At 71.2% G+C, this 21,421-nt stretch carries 19 protein-coding genes; 12 read left to right on the top strand and 7 right to left on the bottom strand.

Annotated elements, in window-relative coordinates:
* The first annotated feature begins 38 nt into the window (after positions 1-38).
* From ACX9TP_RS12130 to ACX9TP_RS12145, 4 genes are read left to right on the top strand one after another with little or no spacing between them, the layout of a single operon-like run.
* Positions 39-3,287 (top strand): lantibiotic dehydratase, encoded by a 3,249-nt coding sequence (locus ACX9TP_RS12130; protein WP_482979871.1) that lies wholly within the window; start codon positions 39-41, stop codon positions 3,285-3,287.
* On the top strand, positions 3,284-4,237 hold the full coding sequence (locus tag ACX9TP_RS12135) for an efflux RND transporter periplasmic adaptor subunit (protein WP_482979872.1): 954 nt from the start codon (positions 3,284-3,286) through the stop codon (positions 4,235-4,237). The genes ACX9TP_RS12130 and ACX9TP_RS12135 overlap by 4 nt, the downstream gene beginning before the upstream one ends.
* The gene (locus ACX9TP_RS12140; protein WP_482979873.1) at positions 4,230-6,449 is read left to right on the top strand and encodes a peptidase domain-containing ABC transporter; all 2,220 of its coding nucleotides are present in this window, start codon (positions 4,230-4,232) and stop codon (positions 6,447-6,449) included. Before ACX9TP_RS12135 ends, ACX9TP_RS12140 begins: the two co-directional genes overlap by 8 nt.
* Positions 6,450-6,453: 4 nt before the next feature.
* Positions 6,454-7,848: an MBL fold metallo-hydrolase gene (locus tag ACX9TP_RS12145; RefSeq protein WP_482979874.1), complete on the top strand. Its 1,395-nt coding sequence runs from the start codon at positions 6,454-6,456 to the stop codon at positions 7,846-7,848.
* Positions 7,849-7,867: 19 nt separating this feature from the next.
* Here the strand turns inward: ACX9TP_RS12145 and ACX9TP_RS12150 are convergent, their stop codons facing one another.
* Positions 7,868-8,761: an efflux RND transporter periplasmic adaptor subunit gene (locus tag ACX9TP_RS12150; RefSeq protein ID WP_482979875.1), complete on the bottom strand. Its 894-nt coding sequence runs from the start codon at positions 8,759-8,761 to the stop codon at positions 7,868-7,870.
* 202 nt (positions 8,762-8,963) lie between these two features.
* Here ACX9TP_RS12150 and ACX9TP_RS12155 point away from each other — a divergent pair, with 202 nt between their 5' ends.
* Positions 8,964-10,046, top strand: a complete 1,083-nt coding sequence (locus ACX9TP_RS12155) for a glycoside hydrolase family 43 protein (protein WP_482979876.1) — start codon at positions 8,964-8,966, stop codon at positions 10,044-10,046.
* A gap of 88 nt (positions 10,047-10,134) precedes the next feature.
* Here the strand turns inward: ACX9TP_RS12155 and ACX9TP_RS12160 are convergent, their stop codons facing one another.
* A complete protein-coding gene (locus ACX9TP_RS12160) occupies positions 10,135-10,404 on the bottom strand; it encodes a GlsB/YeaQ/YmgE family stress response membrane protein (RefSeq protein WP_482979877.1) in 270 nt (89 codons plus the stop codon).
* A 205-nt stretch (positions 10,405-10,609) separates the two neighbouring features.
* On the opposite strand from ACX9TP_RS12160, the gene ACX9TP_RS12165 reads away from it, so the two are divergent.
* Both ACX9TP_RS12165 and ACX9TP_RS12170 read left to right on the top strand, forming a co-directional pair.
* Positions 10,610-10,927 carry a hypothetical protein gene (locus ACX9TP_RS12165; protein WP_482979878.1) on the top strand — a complete coding sequence of 106 codons (318 nt, stop codon included), beginning with the start codon at positions 10,610-10,612 and terminating at the stop codon, positions 10,925-10,927.
* Positions 10,928-10,966: 39 nt separating this feature from the next.
* Positions 10,967-11,347, top strand: a complete 381-nt coding sequence (locus ACX9TP_RS12170; RefSeq protein WP_482979879.1) for a GFA family protein — start codon at positions 10,967-10,969, stop codon at positions 11,345-11,347.
* A 4-nt stretch (positions 11,348-11,351) separates the two neighbouring features.
* Here ACX9TP_RS12170 and ACX9TP_RS12175 read toward each other — a convergent pair whose 3' ends face one another.
* Positions 11,352-11,843, bottom strand: a complete 492-nt coding sequence (locus ACX9TP_RS12175) for a hypothetical protein (protein WP_482979880.1) — start codon at positions 11,841-11,843, stop codon at positions 11,352-11,354.
* Between the two features lie 144 nt (positions 11,844-11,987).
* On the opposite strand from ACX9TP_RS12175, the gene ACX9TP_RS12180 reads away from it, so the two are divergent.
* The 5 genes from ACX9TP_RS12180 to ACX9TP_RS12200 all read left to right on the top strand — a co-directional run bounded on the left by ACX9TP_RS12180 (position 11,988) and on the right by ACX9TP_RS12200 (position 16,991).
* Entirely contained in the window at positions 11,988-13,181 is a 1,194-nt protein-coding gene (locus tag ACX9TP_RS12180) for an exo-alpha-sialidase (RefSeq protein ID WP_482979881.1), read from the top strand.
* A gap of 18 nt (positions 13,182-13,199) precedes the next feature.
* Positions 13,200-13,457 carry a MoaD/ThiS family protein gene (locus tag ACX9TP_RS12185; protein ID WP_482979882.1) on the top strand — a complete coding sequence of 86 codons (258 nt, stop codon included), beginning with the start codon at positions 13,200-13,202 and terminating at the stop codon, positions 13,455-13,457.
* 169 nt (positions 13,458-13,626) lie between these two features.
* Positions 13,627-14,286 carry a LysM peptidoglycan-binding domain-containing protein gene (locus ACX9TP_RS12190; RefSeq protein ID WP_482979883.1) on the top strand — a complete coding sequence of 220 codons (660 nt, stop codon included), beginning with the start codon at positions 13,627-13,629 and terminating at the stop codon, positions 14,284-14,286.
* A gap of 284 nt (positions 14,287-14,570) precedes the next feature.
* Positions 14,571-15,044 (top strand): TetR-type transcription factor C-terminal domain-containing protein, encoded by a 474-nt coding sequence (locus ACX9TP_RS12195; RefSeq protein WP_482979884.1) that lies wholly within the window; start codon positions 14,571-14,573, stop codon positions 15,042-15,044.
* A gap of 366 nt (positions 15,045-15,410) precedes the next feature.
* On the top strand, positions 15,411-16,991 hold the full coding sequence (locus ACX9TP_RS12200; protein ID WP_482979885.1) for a hypothetical protein: 1,581 nt from the start codon (positions 15,411-15,413) through the stop codon (positions 16,989-16,991).
* A gap of 138 nt (positions 16,992-17,129) precedes the next feature.
* Here ACX9TP_RS12200 and ACX9TP_RS12205 read toward each other — a convergent pair whose 3' ends face one another.
* From ACX9TP_RS12205 to ACX9TP_RS12220, 4 genes are all read right to left on the bottom strand, one after another.
* Positions 17,130-17,525 carry a hypothetical protein gene (locus tag ACX9TP_RS12205; protein ID WP_482979886.1) on the bottom strand — a complete coding sequence of 132 codons (396 nt, stop codon included), beginning with the start codon at positions 17,523-17,525 and terminating at the stop codon, positions 17,130-17,132.
* A gap of 363 nt (positions 17,526-17,888) precedes the next feature.
* Positions 17,889-19,034, bottom strand: a complete 1,146-nt coding sequence (locus ACX9TP_RS12210; protein ID WP_482979887.1) for a hypothetical protein — start codon at positions 19,032-19,034, stop codon at positions 17,889-17,891.
* Between the two features lie 263 nt (positions 19,035-19,297).
* A complete protein-coding gene (locus tag ACX9TP_RS12215) occupies positions 19,298-20,722 on the bottom strand; it encodes a lipase maturation factor family protein (RefSeq protein ID WP_482979888.1) in 1,425 nt (474 codons plus the stop codon).
* Between the two features lie 141 nt (positions 20,723-20,863).
* Positions 20,864-21,370 (bottom strand): SgcJ/EcaC family oxidoreductase, encoded by a 507-nt coding sequence (locus tag ACX9TP_RS12220; protein WP_482979889.1) that lies wholly within the window; start codon positions 21,368-21,370, stop codon positions 20,864-20,866.
* Positions 21,371-21,421 lie beyond the last annotated feature (51 nt).

Below are 21,421 nucleotides of genomic sequence, written 5' to 3' on the forward strand. Positions count from 1 at the left end.
AGTACACGCAGCAGCTCGTCCCCTCCGAGAGAGACGCCTTGACCGACGATGCCCGGCCCTCCACCTCGCGGAGGGCTCCCTTCCGCCACGACGGCTTCATCGCCATCCGGACCCCGCTGCTACCCCTGGACGTGCTGGTGGAGTGGGGGCGGGGCCTCGAGGCGGTGGGAGCTGGCGCGCAAGAGCGAGAGGCTGCGCTGGCACACGACCGCGCGCTGCTGCGCCAGCGGCTGCGCGAGCACGTGGAGGACCCACTGGTGCGCGAGGCGCTGTTCATCGCCTCGCCCTCGTTGATGGACAGCCTGCCCGCGTGGCTGGAGCGGCCCGACTCCGAGGCGGGACAGAAGGTGGAGCACGTGCTGGTGCGCTACCTGGCGCGCATGGCCGGGCGGGCAACGCCCTTCGGGCTGTTCGCGGGGCACGCGGTGGGAGGGATGGGGGAGACGGCGGCGCTGCGCATCCATGGACGCACCGGCGTGCGGCGGCACACCCGGCTGGACATGGACTACCTGGGCGCCCTGGTGGCGCACGTGTCCCGCGTACCGGAGGTGGTGCGCGCGCTGCGCTACGTGCCCAACTCCAGCCTGTACCGGGCCGGCGGGCAGCTTCGATACCTGGAGTCGAGGCTCCAGGGCCGTGAGCGCTCGTACCACCTGGTGGCGGTGGAGCCGGAGTCCCACCTGGAGGCCACGCTGGACGCGGCCCGTGGCGGGGCCACGCTGGAGACGCTGGCTGGCGCGCTCGTGGAGGCCGAGGGCGTGTCCCACCAGGAGGCGTGGGAGTACCTGGAGAGCCTCGTGGAGGCGCAGCTGCTGGTGAGCACCTGGGTGCCCGTCGTCACCGGGCCCGAGCCGCTGCCGGCACTGCTGGAGGCGGCGTCGGGCACTCCGGCGCTGACGCCCGTGTGCGAGCGGCTGGCCTCGGTGGGAGGCGTGCTGGCGGGCATGGACGCGCGGGCGCCGGGCCTGGCACTCGAGACGTACCGCGAGGTGGCGCGGTCGCTGGAGTCACTGCCGGTGCCGGTGGAGCTGTCGCGCCTGTTCCAGGTGGACATGTTCCGCCCCGCGCACGAGGTACGCCTGCCACGCCGGGTGCTGGACGAGGTGATGCGCGGGGTGTCCACGCTCCAGCGAATCACTCCCGGGCCGGGAGATTCCTCGCCCGTGGCCCGCTTCCGACAGCGACTGGTGGAGCGCTACGAGGGCCGCCCGGTGCCGCTGCTGGAGGCGCTGGACGAGGAGAGCGGCGTGGGCTTCATGCCGCCGCAGGCCCCTGGCGCCGGCACGGGGCCGCTGCTGGCCGGCTTCCGCTTCCCGGCGAAGGGTGGACAGGACGGAGCCCGGTGGGAGCCGCGCTGGACGCACCTGTTGCATCGGGTAGAGGCCGCGCGCGCCGCGGGTGCGCGGGAGTTGGTGCTGGAGGACGCGGACCTGAAGGCGCTGGAGGCGCCACGGCCCAGGCCGCTGCCGGATGCCTTCGGCGTGGTGGGCACGGTGCTGGCGGCCTCGGCGGAAGCCGTGGACGCGGGGCACTTCCGCTTCCTGCTGGAGAACGTGCACGGCCCTTCCGGTGCCTTCTACCTGGGGCGCTTCTGCCATGGGGACGCGGCGCTGGAGAAGGCGGTGCGGCGCTACCTGCGCGCCGAGGAGGCGCTGCGTCCGGACGCCCTCTTCGCGGAGGTGGTGCACCTGCCCGAGGGAAGGGTGGGCAACATCATCTGCCGGCCCGCGCTGCGCGGGCACGACCTGGTCTTCCTGGGGCGCTCGGGCCTGCCGGAGGACGCGCAGCTCCCCCTGTCGGACTTGTGGGTGTCCGTGGAGGAGGGGCGCGTGGTGCTGCGCTCGCGCCGTCTGGGGCGAGAGGTGATTCCCCGGCTGACGAATGCGCACAACTTCAGCGCCCGGGGCCTCGGGGCCTACCGCTTCCTGGGCGCCCTCCAGACGCAGGAGGCGGGCAACTTCCGGTTCCACTGGGGCCCGCTGGCGGAGGCCCCCTTCCTGCCGCGCGTGGTGCACGGACGGCTGGTGCTGTCTCCCGCCACCTGGAACGTGCGGGCCGGCATGCTGAAGGAATGGGGCTCGGCGAAGGGCGTGGCGCGCTTCGAGGCGGTGCAGCGCTTCCGCGAGGAGGCGCGCCTGCCGCGGTGGGTGTGCCTGCGGGACTCGGACAACCAGCTCCCGGTGGACCTGGACAACGTGCTGTGCGTGGAGTCGCTGGTGCAGGTGGTGAAGGCACGCCCGCGCGCGGTGTTGGAGGAGCTGCTGCCCGGCCCGGACGAAGCGTGCGTGGAGGGCGAGACGGGGCGGTACGTGCACGAGGTCGTCATTCCCTTCCTCCGCCACCCGCCCGAGGCGCCGGCCGCCGAGGCTTCCCGCCGGGAGGTGCCCGCGGCCTCCCAGCCACCCCTCCGCAGGTGCTTCCCGCCGGGCTCGGAGTGGCTGTACGTGAAGCTGTACGGCGGCACGAGCACGCTGGACCGGCTGCTGCGCACCACGCTGGGCGCGGCGGTACGCGCGGCGGTGGACTCGGGCGCGGTGCGGCGCTGGTTCTTCATCCGCTATCACGACCCGGAGTCGCACGTGCGCCTGCGCTTCCACGGCGAGCCGAAGCGGCTGGAGGCGGAGGTGTGGCCGCTGGTGCGCGAGGCCTGCGCCGGGGCGCTGGCCTCCGGCGAGGCGTGGAGGCTGCAGCTCGACACGTACGAGCGCGAGGTGGAGCGGTACGGCGGCCCCGAGGGCATGGAGGGCTGTGAGGCGCTCTTTCAAGCCGACAGCGAGGCGGTGCTCGCCCTGCTGGAGGCCTACCCGGGGGACGAGGGCGCGGACGCCCGGTGGCGCCTGGGCGTGAAGGGCCTGGATGCGCTGCTCGAGGACCTGGGGCTGGGGCTGGACGCGAAGCTGGAGGTGATGGAGCGGATGCGCCGCGGCTTCGCGGCGGAGTTCGCCGTGGAGCGGCGCTTCGAGGACCAGCTGGACGCCCGCTACAGGAAGGAGGGCCGTGCGCTGGAAGCGTTGCTCCAGGCCTCCGTCGAAGCGCCAGCGCCCTGGCGCGAGGGGCTGGAGGTGCTGCGGCGCCGCAGCGACAGGGCGCGGCCCGTGGTGGACGGACTGCGGCGGGCGGAAGGGGAGGGACGTCTGACCGGGTCCGTGGAGACGCTGGCTGACAGCCTGCTGCACATGCACGTCAACCGGCTGCTGCCAGCCGACCAGCGCGCCCAGGAGCTCATCCTTTATGACTTCCTGACCCGCCTGTATCGTTCGCGCCGGGCCCGGATGAAGAAGGCATGAGTGAGGCGCAGCAACCGCAGAAGCTCTTCCGCCAGGAGGCGCTGGAGCACCATGCCCGCCCGGAGGCCCGGGGCTCGCTCCTGCGCGTCATGCCGGGCTGGACGCACGCCGTCTGGTGGCTGGTGGTGGCGCTCGTGCTGGTGGGCGGCTTGGGCCTGGCGCTGGTGGACATCAACGACTACGCGCGCGGCCCGGTGCTCGTACGCATCAAGGGCATGGAGGAGGTCACCGCCACCGCCGGAGGCCGCGTCAGCCGGGTGCTGGTGCGCAGGGGCGAGCAGGTGCGGGCGGGCCAGCCCCTGGTGGAGCTGTACTCCGGTGGCGAGACGGCGGACCGGGCCCGGGTGGAGGAGGAGTTCCGCTCTCAGCTCGCCGCGTGGTTGCTGGAACCGCTCAACGCGGGCGCGAAGCAGTCACTGGCGGGACTCCGGACGCAGCTGGAGCTGAGCGAGTCGCGGATGGGCGAGCGCGTGTTGAAGGCTCCGTGCGACGGCCAGGTGGGCGAGGTCCGTGTGCGCGAGCAGCAGTTCCTGGAGCCAGGGGAAATCGTCGTGTCGCTGGCGCGCGGAGGCGCCGAGGCCTGGGCCGTCGCGCTGCTGCCCGGCCAGTACCGTCCGCTGTTGCGCCCGGGCCAGCCCCTGCGCCTGGAGCTCACGGGCTTCCCGTATGCCTGGCAGTCGCTCCAGGTGGACTCCGTCAGCGACGAGCTGGTGGGCCCCGCCGAGGTGCGTCGCTACCTGGGCCCCGGCCTGGGGGACGCCATCGCCGTGGGTGACGGCCCGGTGGTGCTGGTGGAGGCCCGCCTGCCCCGGGAGACGTTCGAGTCCGATGGAGAGACGTACGCGTATCACCCCGGCATGCCCGGGCAGGCCTGGGTGAAGGTGCGAGCGCGCAATGGCTGGTTGACGCTGCTGCCGGTGCTGGAGCTTTTCGGGAAGCGCCGTGACTGAGCCCACCCCTCCGCCCTCGTGGTTCGAGCGCTTCCCCGCGCTCCAGAGATTGGGGGCCCGGCTGCGCCAGCGCCGGGTGCCCTACGTGGCGCAGATGGCCTCCACCGACTGCGGCGCCGCGTGCCTGGCCATGGTGCTGGGGTACTGGGGCCGCCATGTGAAGCTGGACGAGGTCCACTCGGCCGCGGGCCTCACCATCCGTGGCATCTCCGCCCGCGCCATCCTGGATGCGGGCCGGCGCTTCGGCCTGGTGGGCCGCGCGGCGCAGGTGGACATGGACCAGCTGCACCTGCTGGACCCGGGCGCGGTGCTGCACTGGGAGTTCCGGCACTTCGTCGTCTTCGAGCGGCTGTCGCGCGCGGGCGTGGAAGTGGTGGACCCCGCCTTCGGCCGGCGCCGTATTTCGTTGGAGCAGTTCCGCAAGTCCTTCACCGGCGTGGCGCTGCTTTTCGAGCCCTCGGAGACCTTCGAGACGGCGGCCCCTCGCCGCGGGCCCAGCCGGTACCTGCGCCTGCTGCTGGAAGAGCGGCCCGCCTTGCTGCGCGTGGCCGTCATGTCACTGCTGCTGCAGCTGTTCGCCCTGGCGCTGCCGTCGCTCACCGGCGCGGTGGTGGACCGGGTCGTGCCCAGCGGTGACGTGCCGCTGCTGGCGACGCTGGCGGCGGGAATGGCCGCGCTGGTGGGCTTCCAGTTCCTGTCCACCCTGGTGCGCGCGCACCTGCTGCTGCAGCTGCGCACGCACCTGGACGCGCGGCTGACGCTGGGCTTCCTGGACCACCTGGTGCACTTGCCGTTCTCCTTCTTCCAGCTGCGCTCGGCGGGCGACCTGATGAACCGCCTCAGCAGCAACGCGACGGTGCGGGAGTTGCTGACGGCCGGCACGCTGTCCGGGCTGTTGGATGGCGGCCTGGTGATGCTCTACCTGGGGCTGCTGTACACCGGCAGCGCGAGGATGGGCGCGCTGGTGACGGTGCTGGCGCTGCTGCAGGGCGCGGTCTTCTTCGTCGCCAGCCGCCGCCAGCGCGAGCTCATGGCGCAGAACCTGGAAGTGAGCGCCTCCGCGCAGAACTACGAGGTGGAGCTGTTCACCGGAGTCCAGACGCTGAAGGCCATGGGGCTGGAAGACCGGGCGGTGCAGCACTGGTCCAACCTGTATGTGGACGTGCTCAACGTGTCGTTGGAGCGCGGGCGGATGACGGCGCTCACCGACTCGCTCACCGCCACCCTGCGCATGGCCTCGCCGCTGGTGGTGCTGGCCCTGGGGGCGATGCTCGTCATGGAAGGGCGGCTCACATTGGGGGAGATGCTGGCCCTCAACGCGCTGGCGGCGGGCTTCCTGCTGCCCGTCTCCAACCTGGTGACGACGGCCTTCCAGCTCCAGTTGGTGGGCAGCTACCTGGCCCGCGTGGACGACGTGCTGGAGGCGTCCGCCGAGCAGGTGTCCGGCACCCCGCGCCGCAGCCACCGGCTGGAGGGGCGCATCCAGGTGGAGGGCGTGTCGTTCCGCTACGGCCCCCACTCGCCGCTGGTGGTGCGGGACGTGTCCGTCACCATCCAGCCCGGACAGTTCGTGGCCATCGTCGGCGCGTCCGGCGCGGGCAAGTCCAGCCTGGCGCACCTGCTGCTGGGGCTGTACCTGCCCACCTCGGGCACCATCCGCTATGACGGGGTTCCGCTGCCAGAGCTGGAGCTGAAGGAGCTGCGGCGGCAGATGGGCGTGGTGCTGCAGAGCCCCTCGCTGTTCAGGGGCGACATCCGCCGCAACATCGCCTATTCGGACCCGCAGATGCCGCTGGAAGCGGTGCAGGCGGCGGCGCGGCGCGCCCAGGTGCATGAGGACATCGCCGCCATGCCCATGGGCTACGAGACGGTGCTGAGCGAGATGGGCGCCTCGCTCTCCGGAGGCCAGCGGCAGCGGCTGGCGCTGGCGCGCGCCCTGGCCGCCAGCCCCGCCATCCTCCTGCTGGACGAGGCCACCAACTCCCTGGATGCCCGCACGGAGCGGGCGGTGCAGGACGCGCTGGCGGAGCTGCGCTGCACGCGGGTGGTCATCGCGCACCGGCTGAGCACCGTGCGCGACGCGGACCTCATCCTGGTGATGAAGGCGGGCCAGCTGGTGGAGCAGGGCACGCACACGCAGCTGATGGAGCGGGGCGGAGACTACTTCGAGCTGGTGTCCGCCCAGGACCGCCCGCGGAAGGTGGTGGGGTAGGGCCATGCGCTTCGCGCCGGACGTCGTCGTGGACCTCACGCCCCTGCCGGGAGGCGCCGGTCGCGTGCCCTTCGCCGCGCTGCTGCACGGCCTGCTGCAAGCGGGCTTCGCGCCCGAGGCCTCGCGGCGTCTGCTGGAGGAAACCAACGCGCGGATGGGGGAGCCCCTCCTGCGTCCCCGGGGCGTGGACGACGGCGGCTTCCTGGTGGAAGCGCCGGTGCTGTTCCCCGACGAGGACGCGTGGTGGTGGGTGCTCCAGCAGGGCGAGGAGCGCTGGCACTCGCGGCTGGAGGCGCAGGCCGTGCCGGAGGTGGCGGACTTCCTGCGCGCCCTGGCCCGGGCCACCACGCTGGACGCGGTGCGCCGCGCATGGCCCTTCGACGACGAGGGCTGGCGGGACTCGCTCTTCGCCGCCGGGCCGCCGCCATCGCCATGGCGGGAGCCTTCCGGACCCGGCATCTACCGGCGCGAGCATGCCAGCGTGCTCGTCTGCTCGCGGACGACGTCGGTGCTGGTGGACCCGATTCCGTTGCAGCGGAGGATGGGCCACATCGGACTGGCGCCGGGCAACGTGGCGCCCGGGGCACTGGGCGCCGTGGCCATCACCCATGGGCACGTGGACCACTGGCACGTGCCCTCCATCCTGTCCCACCTGCCCGACGGCGAGGCGCCGGTGCTGGTGCCACGCGTGCCCCGCACGAACCTGCTGACGATGCAGGACTTCTCCCAGGTGCTGCACGCCTGCGGGCAGCCGGCCCTGACGCCCGCCTGGGGCGAGACGGTCCACGTGGGCGACATCCGGGTGGACGTGCTGCCCTTCTATGGGGAGCAGCCCTCGCCGGACGGCCCGCCGCTGCCGGACGGCCTGCGCAGCTGGGGCAACTGCTACCGCTTCACCACCGAGGACTTCAGTTGCGTGCTGCTGGTGGACAGCGGCACGGACCCGGACGGGCGCATGGAAGAGGTGATGGCGCGCTCGCGGCATGAACTGGGGCCGGTGGACGCGGTGTTGTCGTGTCAGCGCGAGTTCTTCTCACCCTTCTTCGGCGGGCTGAGCCACTACTGGGCCGCGCTTCCCTGGGAGCGGCTGCGCGCCCTGCATGAGGAGCACCTGGCCGGGAGGCTGCGCAGCGCCACCGCGGGGCCGGACGGGGTGGCCGCGCTGTGCTCCGCCGCGGGCGCGCGCTGGTTTCTTCCCTACGCCAACGGCTTCGAGGGTGTGGGGCGTGCCATCAGCGATGTGGGCTGGGGGCTGGGTGAGCCCTCGGAGGCGTCCTGCGGCGCGGCGGTGCGCGGGCACCTGGAGGCGCTCGGTGCCACCACCAGGGTGGTGGATTGGTGCCCCGGGGATGTGGCGCGCTTCGAGCGCGGGGAGCTCAGGCTCACCCACTTCAGGTAGGTCTGGTAGGGCCGGCGTCTCAGGGCGTGGTGGAGGCGCGGTCCGGCGCGCGGGCGTCGGGCTGGAGATACACCTCCGCTACCAGCCCGCTGGCAAGCCGGCCGCGCAGTGACGCCGGCACGTGCAGCAGTGCCTCCGCTTTCTGATGGCGCGAGGCGGGCTCCACCTCGGGTGACAGCCGGTCCACGGTGGCCGTCAGCGTCACACCGCCCGTGGCCAGCCGCACCTGCACCGTGTCACCGGGGCGCAGGCTGGGCGCCAGCCGCTCGGGCACCGCGAAGCGCAGCCGCAATTCCTCGCTCACCAGCCGTAGCACCGGCGTGTCCCTGCCCACGCGCATACCCGGGGTGAGGTACTGCTCGGTGACGATGCCGGTGAAGGGCGCCCGCAGACGCGACAGGCTCACGTTCCGCTCCGCTAGCGCAAGCCGCGTCCGAGACTCGGCCAGCTGCGCCTGGGCGAGCTGCACGTCCGCCTCCGCCAGCGCCACCTCGCCGCGCGCCGTTTCCTCCGCCTCGGCGGCGGAGAAGTCACGAATGCGCTGCTCCCGCTCCAGCCGCTGTCGCGCCTGGGCCAGGACGATGGTCGCCCGCTGCACGGCGGCCTCCGACGCGCGCACGTTGGCCTGCCGCGCTCCCAGTTCCAACCGCAGCGGCTCCGGGTCCAGCGACGCCAGCAGCCTGCCTGCCTCGACGCGCTGCCCGAGATGGGTCGTCACCTCGCTCAGCCGTCCTTCCACCTCGGACACCAGGTCCAGAACCTGGCTGGCCACCACCACACCCAGCAGGGGACGCGACGCCGACAGCGCCTGCTCCGCGGGGCTCGGCTCCGGCTCGGCGGCCAGGGCAGGTCCGGCTGCCGCCAGCAGTCCCGCGAGGGCCCACGCCCGCGGCCCTCCGCGCCCACGCCTCATCGCTTGTGTCGAAGCCATGCTGTCCACGGGACTGTAGCCCAGGCGGTGGTTCTCCACACGGCCACGGCGGAGGTGGCGGACTGGAGGCCGCGCTTCGGCGCGGACCCACGAGGCGTTCCAAAAAATCGGATTCTCCATTTTGAGTGAGATTCCCGGGAGGAACTTCCCTCCAGGAGGGTGACGTTCCCTCTGGAGGCTCTCCATGAAGCGATGCTCCACCGCTGTCCGTTTCCTCTGCCGGCTTGCGACGGCCGGCACCCCCACCTCGGCCGTCGTCCTCGCCGCCTGTCTGGGAATCGCCGTCCCCGCGTGGGCCGCGCTCCCGAAGCCGGTCTACGCACCCACCAACGGGTTCCCCGACCCTTCGGTCACCAGCGAGAGCGGCCAGTTCTACGGCATGGCGACCGGCAGCAATGTCCCCTCGGCCCTGGGCGACATCGCCTCCGGACCCTGGACGTCCCAGGGGCCGGCCCTCAGTGTGAAGCCGTCCTGGGCCACCGGCAGCGGCATGTGGGCCCCGGACCTCGAGCGCATCGGCGCGAACGAGTGGGTGCTCTACTTCGCCGCCCCCGTCGACGGGCTGGACAGCGGCCAGCGCTGCATCGGGGCGGCCACGGCCAGCTCGCCCCTGGGGCCCTTCACTCCGGTTTCTGGCGGGCCGCTGGTCTGCCCGGGGCTGGCCAACACCCCCACCGCGGACGACACCGTCCCGGGCCGCCCCATCTCCACCGCCGGTGTCATCGACCCGTCCGGCTTCAAGGACAGCGATGGCACGCGCTACCTGCTCTACAAGACGCAGCAGCTGCCGTCGTCGCTGCGCATCGTCCGGCTCAACGCGGCCGGCACCCACGTGTTCAGCGGCGCCACCAGCCGCCAGTTGCTCCGCTCGGACCGCATCGTGGAGAACCCCGTCGTCGTGAAGCGCGGGGGGGCCTACATCCTGTTCGCCTCGCGCGGCCCCTATAACAAGTGCAGCTACGAGACCATCTGGATGCGGGCCTCCGGCCTGGGCGCCAACGCCTTCAACACCGTCACCCAGCACACGCTGCTCACGCCCGGAAGCACGGATGGGGTGTGCGGCCCCGGAGGCGCGGACATCGCGGCGGCACTCGACGGCGGACAGCGCATCTTCTTCCACGGCTGGCTGTGCGGCAGCAACCCCTGTCCGTCTGGCTTCGACGCGCAGTCCGACACCGGGGGCCGCCGTGGAATGTACGTCGGCGTGCTGGGCTGGAACTCCAGCAATGACCCCGTCGTCAACCTGTTCCTCAACCCGGGGGACTGACGGATTCAATGAAGAGAGCCTGCTCGCGCGGGGCGAGCAGGCTCCATTCGTTCAGACAGGCACCGCGTCCTGACGAGGCCGGTGCGCGTCAGGCTCTGCGGACCGTGGAGGAGCGGATGAGTCTGAGCACCAGGAGCAAGACCACGGCTCCGACGAAGGCCACGAAGATGGTTCCGGCGAGCCCGCCGAAGGGCGCCCCCGTGCCGAGCGCCCGGAAGATGAAGCCTCCGAGGAACGCGCCCACCACGCCCACCACGATGTCGCCAATGACGCCGTAGCCCCCGCCCACCACGGCCGACGCGAGCCATCCCGCGATGAGGCCGATGACTGCCCACAACAGAATCGTCTCCAAAGACATCTCATCCCTCCTGGAGGTCCGTTGGTGGGAACATGGGCACGGTCCGTCGCCTGGGCACATGTGCTCCCCCGACGGGCAGGCGAGGGGGCAGGCGAGCCCTCGCCTTCGGGATTCGGGGTTCGCAAGTGCAGGCGCAACGGAGCGCGGATATCGGCTCTCACACGACATCCCTTCCCTGGAGCGCGGGGGTGCTATGCAGTGGCGCATGGCCCCCGTCGCCCCGCTTGGCAAGAACCACGTGCTCGCGCTGCTGCGCGCGGGAAAGCTGCCGTTCTCCTTCGGCTCACCGCATCCGTTCGTCGCCGTCCTCGAGCAGGACGGCGTCTTCCGGGTGCGGGAGTTGGTCGTCGATTCCGCCGAAGCCGAAGTGGCCTCCAGGGCCTCCATGGCCGAAGGGAGGGGTTGGATGCCGGAGCAGTACTACGCGCTCGGCAAGCCGACGGGACGCGTGTTCATCGAGGCGCCAACGCGCGACGCGCTCGCCGAGAAGCTCGAGGCCTATCCGTGGCCGCGGGAGTGGTGACGCCCGCGCCTGTTCTCATTCGAAGCCCAGGAGTATGCCATGCACAAGGGAGCCTGCCTCTGCGGGGCCGTCACTTTCGAAGTCGCCGGTGACCTGCATCCGCCCGATGCCTGCCATTGCTCGCAGTGCCGCAAGCAGTCGGGTCATTTCTGGGTGTCCACCGACGTTGCCCGCGCCGCCCTGACGGTCCACGGCGCCGACAAGGTCACCTGGTTCCGCTCTTCCGAAAAGGTGCGACGCGGCTTCTGTTCCACCTGCGGCTCGTCACTGTTCTGGGACCCGATTCAGAAGGACAAGATTTCCATCTCCATGGGCGCGTTCGAGCTGCCCACGGGCACCCGGATTGCGATGCACATCCACGTGGCCGACAAGGGCGACTACTACGAGATTGCCGACGGCCTGCCGCAGCACCCACACTAGGCCGTTACTTCGCGCTCGCGGCCTTCAGCTCCGCCGTCTCATCAACGACGTCACCGACCTTGACCACCTCGTATTGAGGGAGGGGGTCGGGGAGCGGCGGCGTCTCGCCGTACCGCCCTTCGAGCCAGAGCGCGCAGCGCCTCGCCTCCCGGCCGCACTTCTGGGCGATTCGCTCGCTCAGCGGAACGCCCAGCGCCAGGTCCGTCACCCGCAGCTCGAGGTCTCCGACGCGTGCTCGCTCGAAGCGATGGCCCGGCTCTCCGAGCTCGATGATGATGGGCAGCCGAAGACGCTTCCCCCGGTGGGCTTCGAGCCAGGCCGTGAGGCCCGCCGTGTCGGTAACGGGCGGCCCCGGCTCGAACTCGTAGACGGGCTCCGGGTCACCCTTGCGCATCGGGCGAAGTTCCCTGTCCGTTGCGTCGTCTCCCATCTCGGGGCCTCCCTTGGATGTCGCGCAGCTGCAGAGCAGCATGACGAGCACGGCGCATCGGGTCATGGACTGCCTCCGGCCCGCATCCTCGCATTGCTCCCACGGCGGTTGCACCCGGCCTCGCGCTTCTGGAGGCCATGCTGTTCCTCTACAGTGCGTGCCGTCGATGCGCACGGCGCCTTCGCCGCCCACACGGAGGAGCAGCACTTCATGGAAGTCACCCGGAAGCTCGCAGCGGGCTTGAAGAAGCGGAAGGTGGCACCCAGGCGCGCTGCCCGGGGCCGTGTGCTGGTGCTCGTCGCGACGCGCAAGGGCGCGTGGCTGTACCACGGTGACGCCAGGCGGCGGACGTGGCGCGTGGACGGCCCCCACTTCCTCGGCCACATCATCAGCCACGTCATCCTCGACCCGCGCGATGGCCGCACGCTCCTGGCCGCGGCGAAGACGGGGCACCTCGGGCCCACCGTCTTCCGCTCCACGGACTTCGGGCGTACGTGGAAGGAGGCGGCGCGTCCGCCGGCCTTCGCGAAGGCGCCGGAGGGCGAGAAGGGCCGCGTCGTCGACCACACCTTCTGGCTGACGCCCGGCCACGCGAGCGAGCCGGATGCCTGGTACGCGGGGACCTCTCCGCAGGGGCTCTTCCGCTCCGAGGACGGCGGCGTCAGCTGGGAGCCCGTGTCCGGCCTCAACGACGACCCGCGGTACCGGGCCTGGATGGGCGGCGAGCAGGACGGCACGCCGGACGGGCCGAAGCTGCACTCGGTCATCGTCGACCCGCGCGACGCCGCGCACCTCTACATGGCCATGTCGAGTGGCGGCGTGCACGAATCGATGGACGCGGGCAGGACCTGGGCGCCGCTCGTGCGTGGCCTCGAGGTCGTCGAGGGCTTCGACCCGGAGAACGTCGGCTTCCACGACCCGCACTGCGTGCGCCTGTGTCCGAGCAACCCCGACCGGCTGTACCAGCAGAACCACTGCGGCATCTACCGGCTCGACCGGCCGTCGAACGAGTGGATGCGCATCGGGCGGAACATGCCCCGGCGCGTGGGGGACATCGGCTTCCCGATGGTGGTGCACCCGCGCGACGCGGGCACGGCATGGGTGTTCCCCATGGACGGCACGACGGTGTGGCCGCGCACCAGCCCGGGCGGCATGCCCTCCGTGTACGTCACGCGCAACGGCGGCAGGCGCTGGCAGCGCCTGGCCTCGGGGTTCCCAGAGAGCCAGGCCTGGTGGACGGTGAAGCGCCAGGCGATGTGCGTGGACACGCTGGACCCGGTCGGCCTGTACTTCGGCACCACGAGCGGTGAGCTGTGGGGGAGCCGCGACGAAGGCGAGCAGTGGAGGTGCCTTGCGCGGAATCTTCCTGAAATCTACGCGGTGGAGGCCATTGAAGTGGCCTGAGCTGAAGGGGAGGGCGTCATGAAGGTGCTGATTCCCAGTCCGCTCCTGTCGTACACGCGCAAGAGCGAGGTCGAGGCTGAAGGCGGCACGCTCTCGGAGGTGCTCGCCGACCTTGACCGTCGCTACCCGGGCCTGCGCTTCCGCGTCGTCAACGAGCAGGACCAGATGCGCCCGCACATGCGCTTCTTCGTGAACGGCGAGCAGGTGTTCGACCTGAAGCGTGCGCTGCGCCCGACGGATGCCGTGCAGCTCGTCCAGGCCCTCAGCGGCGGGTGAGGGACCTTTCCCAGTGCGGCGGGGTCATTTCCACCCGTCGCCCATTCACCTGATTTTGCTCGGGATTCTCAGGCTCGGAGCCTCATGAATTCGGGTGAATTCCAAGAGCCTGGGAAATTAGGCGCAACTCCGGGAGGGACATCGCGACAATCGCTCCAGGAGATTCTCAATGTCCACCTACCGCATCCGTCCTGGCGACACCCTCTCGGCTCTCGCCAGCCGCTTCAAGACCAGCGTCTCGGCCCTGGCGAAGGCCAACAACATTGCCAACCCGAACCTCATCATCGCGGGGAAGACCCTGCGCATTCCCGGCCACAGCGGGAAGGACAGCTTCGAGGGCACCAAGGGCGGCACGAAGGGCTCCGGCGGTACGAAGGGCACTGGCGGCACGAAGGGCGGCGGGAAGACCGAGGGCAGCAACGGCGTGGCTTCTGGCAAGGCGACCCCCGCGATGCGCAAGCTCGCGGAGGCGGGCCGCGCGGCCGCGCTGAGCATGGGCGGCTACAACAGCCAGGGCCTGTGCGCCACGGGCGTGAGCAAGGCCATCCAGAACGCCTTCGGCTTCAAGGTCTGGGGCAACGGCAACCAGATTGACAACAACCTGCCGCGCGACAAGTTCAAGCAGGTCAACATGTCGCTCGAGGAGGCGCTGAAGATTCCGGGCATGGTCCTCACCTGGGAGCGGACCTCGTCGGCCGCGGGCCAGAAGTACGGCCACACCGCTATCACCACCGGCGACGGCCGCTCGTCCGTGAGCGACTTCATCGAGCGCAACACGCTGGGCGCCGGTGGCCGCAGCGGGCTGAAGATCTTCATGCCGACGATGTAGCTCCCGCCGTACGGCGGAGCACCGTCGCAACCGTCGCCCCCGGGGCTGTCGACCGGGGGCGTCGTCGTGTCCGCACCCGGCCAACCGCTCTCCTCGAGTCCAGGGCCCGTGCCGTCCCGTCGTCACCGTAGTCACTGGTTTGCAGGAACTGACGCACCGCCTGCTCGCCATTGACGGGGTTGACGACGTCGTCCTCGGTGCCGTGCATGACGAGCACCGGCACCGTGCGGCGCGGACGCTCCAAGCACGCCCACGCGTCGCGGCCCCGGTCATCCGGGTGGTAGATGCTGCCGAACGTCATGGCCCAGGCCGTGCCTGAAATCGTCGTGGCCGCCTTGTACATCGCCCCCGCGCGGCCCTTCGCCCGCCGTGTCGCAGTGGAGGGAGACCCCGTCGAGCGGAAGCATCGGCATGCCCGGTCTCCTGTCCGCGCCCACACCCGCGCTCACGCCGAGCACCCGCAGCTCGCCCCGGTGGTGAACGAGGAGCTCTACGCCCTGACGCCGGAGCTGGCGGCTCCGGCGCTGGCCCTCCGGGAGCAGTCCGCCGCGCTGCTGATGGAGGTCATCGAGCGCGGCGTGTCGAAGGGGCGCTTCGCTCCTCCCCATCCCCTCGTCGCCGCGCGCGCGATTGCCGCGATGGGCGTGCGCCTTCCGTACTGGTACGAGCCCGGTGGCACACTCGACATCGACACCCTCGCGGACGCTCACGCCGAGCTCGCGCTGCGCATGCTGGGTGCTTCCTCCAGGAGGCGCTGAGCCGTACGAGCCCCATCGAGGATGCGGTGAGGGAGGGGAGTGGGGCGGTCGCCGTGCGCACCTCGCCGGCTCGCCACCCACAGCGCTCCGGTGGTTTCACGGAGCCCTCCTGGTTGCTTCCTGTCGAAACGCACGTGTGTCCCGTTCAGACGCAGCCATCCGGGACCCAGGGGCCCGTGGTGACTCATACCCGGGGTGTGTGCGGGGTTGACTCGAAGTGGCGCGTTGCTTGCTCAGGCGGCTGCGCGGTGGCCAACCCTGGCCACGCAGCAGCGCACCACAAGAAAGGTCGCGATGAGGATCGCTCGTCCTGATGGCATCGGTGTATCGAGATTTCTCGCTGTATCAACTGCACTTGTAACAGGCTTGTTGTGGGGGCCCGCGTACGGGCAGACGCCGCAGACCCAGACGTACAACTACACGGGAGGGCTGCAGACCTTCACGGTGCCGGCGAACGTGAGCGCGGTGACCGTGAGGGCGGTGGGTGCGCGAGGCGGCAATGCCTTCAACAACTCGGGAGCGGGAGGTGGCGCCTCGCTGCAGGGCACCTTCAGCGTGACGGCGGGCGAGCAGCTGACGCTGCTGGTGGGAGGCCGTGGCGCCGACGGCACCAACGGCGGTGGCGGCGGTGGCACCTTCGTGTGGCGTGGCACGGGGGCCGCGTCCGTCTCGTCGCTGCTGGTGGCGGCGGGTGGCGGCGGCGGAGCCGGCTGCAACGGCTTCAACGGCTCGGGTGCGGCGCTGAACCCCTCGGGCAACTGGGGGAATGGTAGCCCCGGCGCGAGCGGTGGCAGCAACGCGGGCGGTGGCTCCGGAGGTGCGGCGGGCTTCCACGGTGGAGGCGGTGGCGGCGCGGGCCTGGTGCAGGCGGGAGGCGCGGGTGCCAACGGTGCTGGCTCGGGTGGCGGTGGTGGTGGCGCGGCCATCAGCGCGGGCGGCGGCGGTGGAGGGGGCACCCTCAACGGCAACGGTGGCTTCGGCGGCGGTGGTGGCGCGGCCGGCGCGGCCGGCGGAGCGGGTGGCTACAGCGGCGGTGGCGCGGGCGGTGCCGCTAGCAACTGCGGTGGTGGTGGCGGCGGCGGCTCGTACAACGCGGGCAGCAATCAGTCCAACCAGCCCGACGTCGGCGGTGGCAACGGACAGGTCGTCCTCACCTGGCTTCCGACCGTTCCCGTCACAGTGACGTACAACTACACGGGAGGGCTGCAGACCTTCACGGTGCCGGCGAACGTGAGCGCGGTGACCGTGAGGGCGGTGGGTGCGCGCGGTGGCAATGCCTTCAACAACTCGGGAGCGGGAGGCGGCGCCTCGCTGCAGGGCACCTTCAGCGTGACGGCGGGTGAGCAGCTGACGCTGCTGGTGGGAGGCCGTGGCGCCGACGGCACCAACGGTGGTGGCGGCGGTGGCACCTTCGTGTGGCGTGGCACGGGGGCCGCGTCCGTCTCGTCGCTGCTGGTGGCGGCGGGCGGCGGCGGCGGAGCCGGCTGCAATGGCTTCAACGGCTCGGGTGCGGCGCTGAACCCCTCGGGCAACTGGGGGAATGGTAGCCCCGGCGCGAGCGGTGGCAGCAACGCGGGCGGTGGCTCCGGAGGCGCGGCGGGCTTCCACGGTGGAGGCGGTGGCGGCGCGGGCCTGGTGCAGGCGGGAGGCACGGGTGCCAGCGGTGCTGGCTCGGGTGGCGGTGGCGGTGGCGCGGCCATCAGCGCGGGCGGCGGCGGTGGAGGGGGCACCCTCAACGGCAACGGTGGCTTCGGCGGCGGTGGTGGCGCGGCTGGCGCGGCCGGCGGAGCGGGTGGCTACAGCGGCGGTGGTGCGGGCGGTGCCGCGAGCAACTGCGGCGGTGGTGGCGGCGGCGGCTCGTACAACGCGGGCAGCAATCAGTCCAACCAGCCCGACGTCGGCGGTGGCAACGGGCAGGTCGTCATCGACTACCGCCAGCCCGTCTGATGGGGTGTCTTCGCCACTGACACGCGTTGGCGCTGGACGCCACGCGTAACGTGCCCGCCCGGCGACTTCGAGCCGTGGCGGGCACACGCCGCGGGAGAGCGGAGTGAGCTGGCTCCGTGCCCGCGGCGGCCCACGTCCTCACTTCACCGGAGCAGCCATTCCCGGGCACAGGCCCGGCGTCAGCTTCATCGCGGTCTCGTGGATCTCCGTGCTCAGCCGGTCCTGCTCCTTGGGGTCGGAGGCCTTGTACGTAATGCTGAGGCCATTCGGGACGTCCTCGATACGAGCGCCGGACGGAACACTCGGCGCGCCCGCCGAGCCCTGGATGCCACTGCCGCCCATGCCCTGGTATTCGATGCCAGGAGGCTGATCCAATCCCCGGCGGCCCGTCACTCCGTGCTCCTGCTGCCGCTGCATCATCCGGCGGCCGCGCTCGCGCAGCTCCGCCACCTGGTCCGCCTCGGTGGTGACGATGGTGAGCGCCACGCCGTCAGGTGTGTCCTCCGCACGTGCCTGGGCTCCGGGAACCACCATGGGGCAGTCCTCCTCGAGCTGGGCCGGGCCGAGTGGCTCCTGGGGTGGAGCCTGGTTCGCGGCGGTCGCCTCTGGCGGAGTCTGCTGAGAGGTTGTCGCACTCTTGGAGCAAGCGACCGTGAAGCACAGCGCCGCGGAGACCGCGAGCACCGACGGAAGTCTGGACGAGAACATGATGGCCTCCTCTGCCGTGAGTCCTGTGCGGAGAAGGTGGGGCGCGATGCACGGGCCTCGCAACGTGGCACCGCATGCCAGGCTCTCCCTCCCCAGGGGATGGGCTCGTGTCGTCGAGCCCACGCGGAGGGGAGCGCCCGGCCTCGTGCCTGCCCGGGCCCGTCAGCACCCGGGCAGGTCCGGCGGGGCCTACAGGCCGTCCGGGTAGCAGAACCCGTAGGTCCGGTCGCTCCCGCCACCGGGACGCCCGTAGATGACGTAGCCCAGCTCCTCCCCCGGGCCACACTCCGAGCGGGCGCGCGCATAGCGACGGCACACGCCCCGCCCCGAGCCCGTCAGGTCCATGCAGACGCCTCGCGCGCCCTCGACGCCGCAGAACTCGGCGAAGCCGACGCTGCACGTCTCACCGATGAGCGCGGGGTCGAAGGCGAAGCCGATGGGCTCCATGACCGACTGCGCGTTGCACAGGCCGTAGACGCCGCACACCGTGCCGCTCGGGCAGCCGGGGTCCGCCGCCATGTAGTCGCACGTGGCCAGGCACTGCGGCGCGGAGGTATAGGCGTCGGTGCAGGCGTAGCCCCGGGCACAGTCCGTGGACGCGAGCGCATTCTCACCCGTCGCCGGCGTGTACGTGCACGCCTCGCCCTGCGTCTTCGTACCGAGCGACTTCTCCAGCGTGCCGTCGTCGGCCGCGTAGTCGTTGGCGACGCAGGTGTGGCCCGGCAGGTTCGCCGTCAGCGAGCCCTCACGCGGGTCACACCCTCCGGCGCGGACCGTGTTCCACGTCGCGAAGCGAATCCACCGGCACTCGCCTCCCGCCACCGGCGCGCTTCCGGTATACGGCGCGCCGAACGGCGCCGCCGCAACGGACTCGCGCAGGACGACGTTGGAGAGCGCGCCAATCGTCTGCTGCGGGGAGACCTGGAGCGCGAGCAGGAGCGCGCCCGACTCGGCGACGAACATCTTCTGCCCCGTCGTCCCGGAATCCTGGATGCCCCACACGCACTGCTCACAGGTGAAGAGGTTGGTGCCGCCCGCGGCCAGGTCATGGAGCCCCGGCCCCGTATTCACATCCAGCCGGATGCGAGCGAGGTCCGCGACCGCCGGGTCCCCCAGGTTCGAGAACTCACCGCGGTACGTCGGCTGAGAGCCGTACAGCACGGGCGTCAGCTCGATGCCGTTCCGGAGCTCTCCCAGGGTGATTTCCGTACACCCGGCGGGCGGCGACAGCATCGCGGCCTGCTGCTGCGCCACCTGGAGGGCCTCCTGCTCCGGCGGAGCGGCCGGCGCCTTCGTTTCCTGACCACAGCCCACCACCGCCGCCAGCAGGACCACACTCCATCGCCACTGATTTACAGATGCAACTCCCAGGTCTTGAGAAGTCACGATGTCGTCTCCCAGTTGTCGATACACGCGTGTTGGTTGGTGTCTCCCCAGGGATTCGGGGAGGGGCACGGTTACGCGAGTCGATGTGTCGGTTTCAACGGACCGGGGTCGGTGCGTCGCGGATGCTTTCCGCGTGAAGGCCAATCGCGCGAGTGATGCGACTTCTGCCTCGGCCGTACGTCTGTGGATTCCTCGCGGAGCGCGTCCCGTCGTCAGCCGAGGAGCCTCATGGGTGGGAGGTACTCACCCAGGCGCGTGCGCTCCCACCACGCGCCCGTGTCGCGCCGCTCCCGCCAGGTCGTGAAGCGGTAGCGGTACAGGGTCGCCCGGACCGCGCGCGGCGGCTGTCGTGGAAAGGGGTTGAGCCGCAAGAGGCGGAGTGTGGCCGGGTCGTTCTGCAGGAGCTTCACCATGAACGGCCGGAACCACCTGGGCGCATACGTCGGCGAGAGCGCGGCGAACCACATGAGCCAGTCGAGCCGCAGGTGGTACGGCGCCCATTGTGGCGGGCGTCGCTTCGGGTCGGTCGGCTTGCCCCGGAACTCGTATTCGCGCCACTGCGTGTCCGGGGTGATTCGCTCGTCGCTGGTGCCCTCGATGACGACCTCGTAGCGCTCGCGGGTGATGCTGCCGAAGGCGCCATACGTGTTCACGAGGCGCAGCGGCTCGAAGCTGGCATTCATCACCTGCTCCCGTGAGAAGAGGTTGCGCACGGGCTGGTAGGAGAGCGCGACGATGAGCGCGGAGACCGCGAGGACGAGCGCATCGTGCCAGGGGACGACGGCCGTCCCGACACGCTCGAGCGGCAGGACTCGCGCGAGCACGGAGTCGTCGCAGGCGGAGAAGGCGAGGATGATGGTGACGAAGTTGAGCCAGGAGTAGTTGCCGCTCAGGACGAGCCACGCCTGCGTGAGCGCGATGAAGAGGCCCGCGAAGGTGGCGATGGGCTGCGGGAAGAAGAGGAGGACGGGCGCGACGAGCTGGGCGAGGTGGCTGCCGAGTACCTCGGCCCGGTGCAGCGGCGCTGGCAGGCGGTGGAAGTACCACGAGAGGGGGTTGGGCATCGGCTGCGTCTCATGGTGGTAGTCGAGGCAGGAGAGGTCTCGCCAGCAGGGGTCTCCGCGCAGCTTGATGAGCCCCGCTCCGAACTCGACGCGGAACAGCAGCCAGCGGAAGAGCCAGATGAGCGGGGCGGGCACCGCGCTCCAGGCCGGGCCGAGGAACGCGGCGAGGAAGCCGGCCTCCAGGAGGAGCGACTCCCAGCCGAAGGAATAGAACGTCTGCCCGACGTTGACGATGGAGAGGTAGAGCGCCCAGAGCACGAGCCAGAGGGCCACCGTGAAGGGCACCGGCCACGTGTCGGGGAGCCCGAGCACGACGGTGAGCGACAGGAGGATGCCGGCGAGCGCGACGGCGACCAGCAGGCGGTCGGAGTAGCGGAAGTGGAACACGCTCGGCGCGTCGCGAAAGCGCACCCTGGCGAGATAGCGCGGGACGGGGAGCAGGCCCCTCTCCCCGAGCAGCGGCCGGAATTGCTCCAGCGCGACGAGGAAGCCCAGGAGGTAGCCGAGTCCCAGGCCCCGCTGGAGCACCAGTCGAGCCAGCCAGGAGTCCGGCGCATGGAGCCACTCAGGCATCGCTCAACGCTATGGCCGCGCCCGTGCACCTTCGGGAGTGACGGAGCGCCGACCCGGTGACGCCCTGGCGTGAGGGCAGCAAGGGAGGCACGCGCCTGCCCGGGCCGTGCTCCCATGCTCCGCCTTCACGGCCGGCTGCTGTCAGTGCCCGCCAGGCGCCGGCGAGCTCCCGGCCGGGACGGGCGCGGGCGCGGGCTTCACGTCGGTGTTCTGGCCCGCGGCGATGAGCCACCGGCCGCGGGTCTTCTTCAGCACGTACCGCATCTGGGTTCGCAGCACGCCCGGCGTGGTGGCCTGGACACCCGGGGGAAGCCCCGCGTAGCCGGTCACCAGGTGCTCCGTGTCGACCACCGCCACGCCTCCGTCGAGGAAGAGGACCCTCCGCACCGTCACCTCGCTCCGGCTGCCCTTGAAGAGGGTGTTGAAGACGAAGGCGTGTCGCTTCTCGATTTCGGCACGGCCGCTGAAGATGGTGCCGACGATGTTGATGAACTCGGCGTCTTCGGTGAAGTCCTTGCTCCATGCCGCCGCGTCCTGACGGTTCCAGGCCTCGGTCTGCTCGGCCACGAGCTTGCGGAGGGCCGCTTCGTCCTGCGCGCGTGCTCCGGCCGGGGCCGCATTGGCCAGCGGGGAGAGGGCGAAGCTCATGAACACGGCAGCGATGGCTACGAGGGGGGAACGGGCTCGAATCACAAGGCC

The organism is Pyxidicoccus sp. M15 (genome assembly GCF_056858435.1).

Coding starts and splice junctions, on each gene's coding strand:
- ACX9TP_RS12135 (WP_482979872.1), top strand. CDS start 3,284: ATGAGTGAGGCGCAGCAACCGCAGAAGCTCTTCCGCCAGGAGGCGCTG.
- ACX9TP_RS12145 (WP_482979874.1), top strand. CDS start 6,454: ATGCGCTTCGCGCCGGACGTCGTCGTGGACCTCACGCCCCTGCCGGGA.
- ACX9TP_RS12150 (WP_482979875.1), bottom strand. CDS start 8,761: ATGAGGCGTGGGCGCGGAGGGCCGCGGGCGTGGGCCCTCGCGGGACTG.
- ACX9TP_RS12155 (WP_482979876.1), top strand. CDS start 8,964: ATGAAGCGATGCTCCACCGCTGTCCGTTTCCTCTGCCGGCTTGCGACG.
- ACX9TP_RS12160 (WP_482979877.1), bottom strand. CDS start 10,404: ATGTCTTTGGAGACGATTCTGTTGTGGGCAGTCATCGGCCTCATCGCG.
- ACX9TP_RS12165 (WP_482979878.1), top strand. CDS start 10,610: ATGGCCCCCGTCGCCCCGCTTGGCAAGAACCACGTGCTCGCGCTGCTG.
- ACX9TP_RS12170 (WP_482979879.1), top strand. CDS start 10,967: ATGCACAAGGGAGCCTGCCTCTGCGGGGCCGTCACTTTCGAAGTCGCC.
- ACX9TP_RS12175 (WP_482979880.1), bottom strand. CDS start 11,843: ATGACCCGATGCGCCGTGCTCGTCATGCTGCTCTGCAGCTGCGCGACA.
- ACX9TP_RS12180 (WP_482979881.1), top strand. CDS start 11,988: ATGGAAGTCACCCGGAAGCTCGCAGCGGGCTTGAAGAAGCGGAAGGTG.
- ACX9TP_RS12185 (WP_482979882.1), top strand. CDS start 13,200: ATGAAGGTGCTGATTCCCAGTCCGCTCCTGTCGTACACGCGCAAGAGC.
- ACX9TP_RS12190 (WP_482979883.1), top strand. CDS start 13,627: ATGTCCACCTACCGCATCCGTCCTGGCGACACCCTCTCGGCTCTCGCC.
- ACX9TP_RS12195 (WP_482979884.1), top strand. CDS start 14,571: ATGCTGCCGAACGTCATGGCCCAGGCCGTGCCTGAAATCGTCGTGGCC.
- ACX9TP_RS12205 (WP_482979886.1), bottom strand. CDS start 17,525: ATGGTGGTTCCCGGAGCCCAGGCACGTGCGGAGGACACACCTGACGGC.
- ACX9TP_RS12215 (WP_482979888.1), bottom strand. CDS start 20,722: ATGCCTGAGTGGCTCCATGCGCCGGACTCCTGGCTGGCTCGACTGGTG.
- ACX9TP_RS12220 (WP_482979889.1), bottom strand. CDS start 21,370: ATGAGCTTCGCCCTCTCCCCGCTGGCCAATGCGGCCCCGGCCGGAGCA.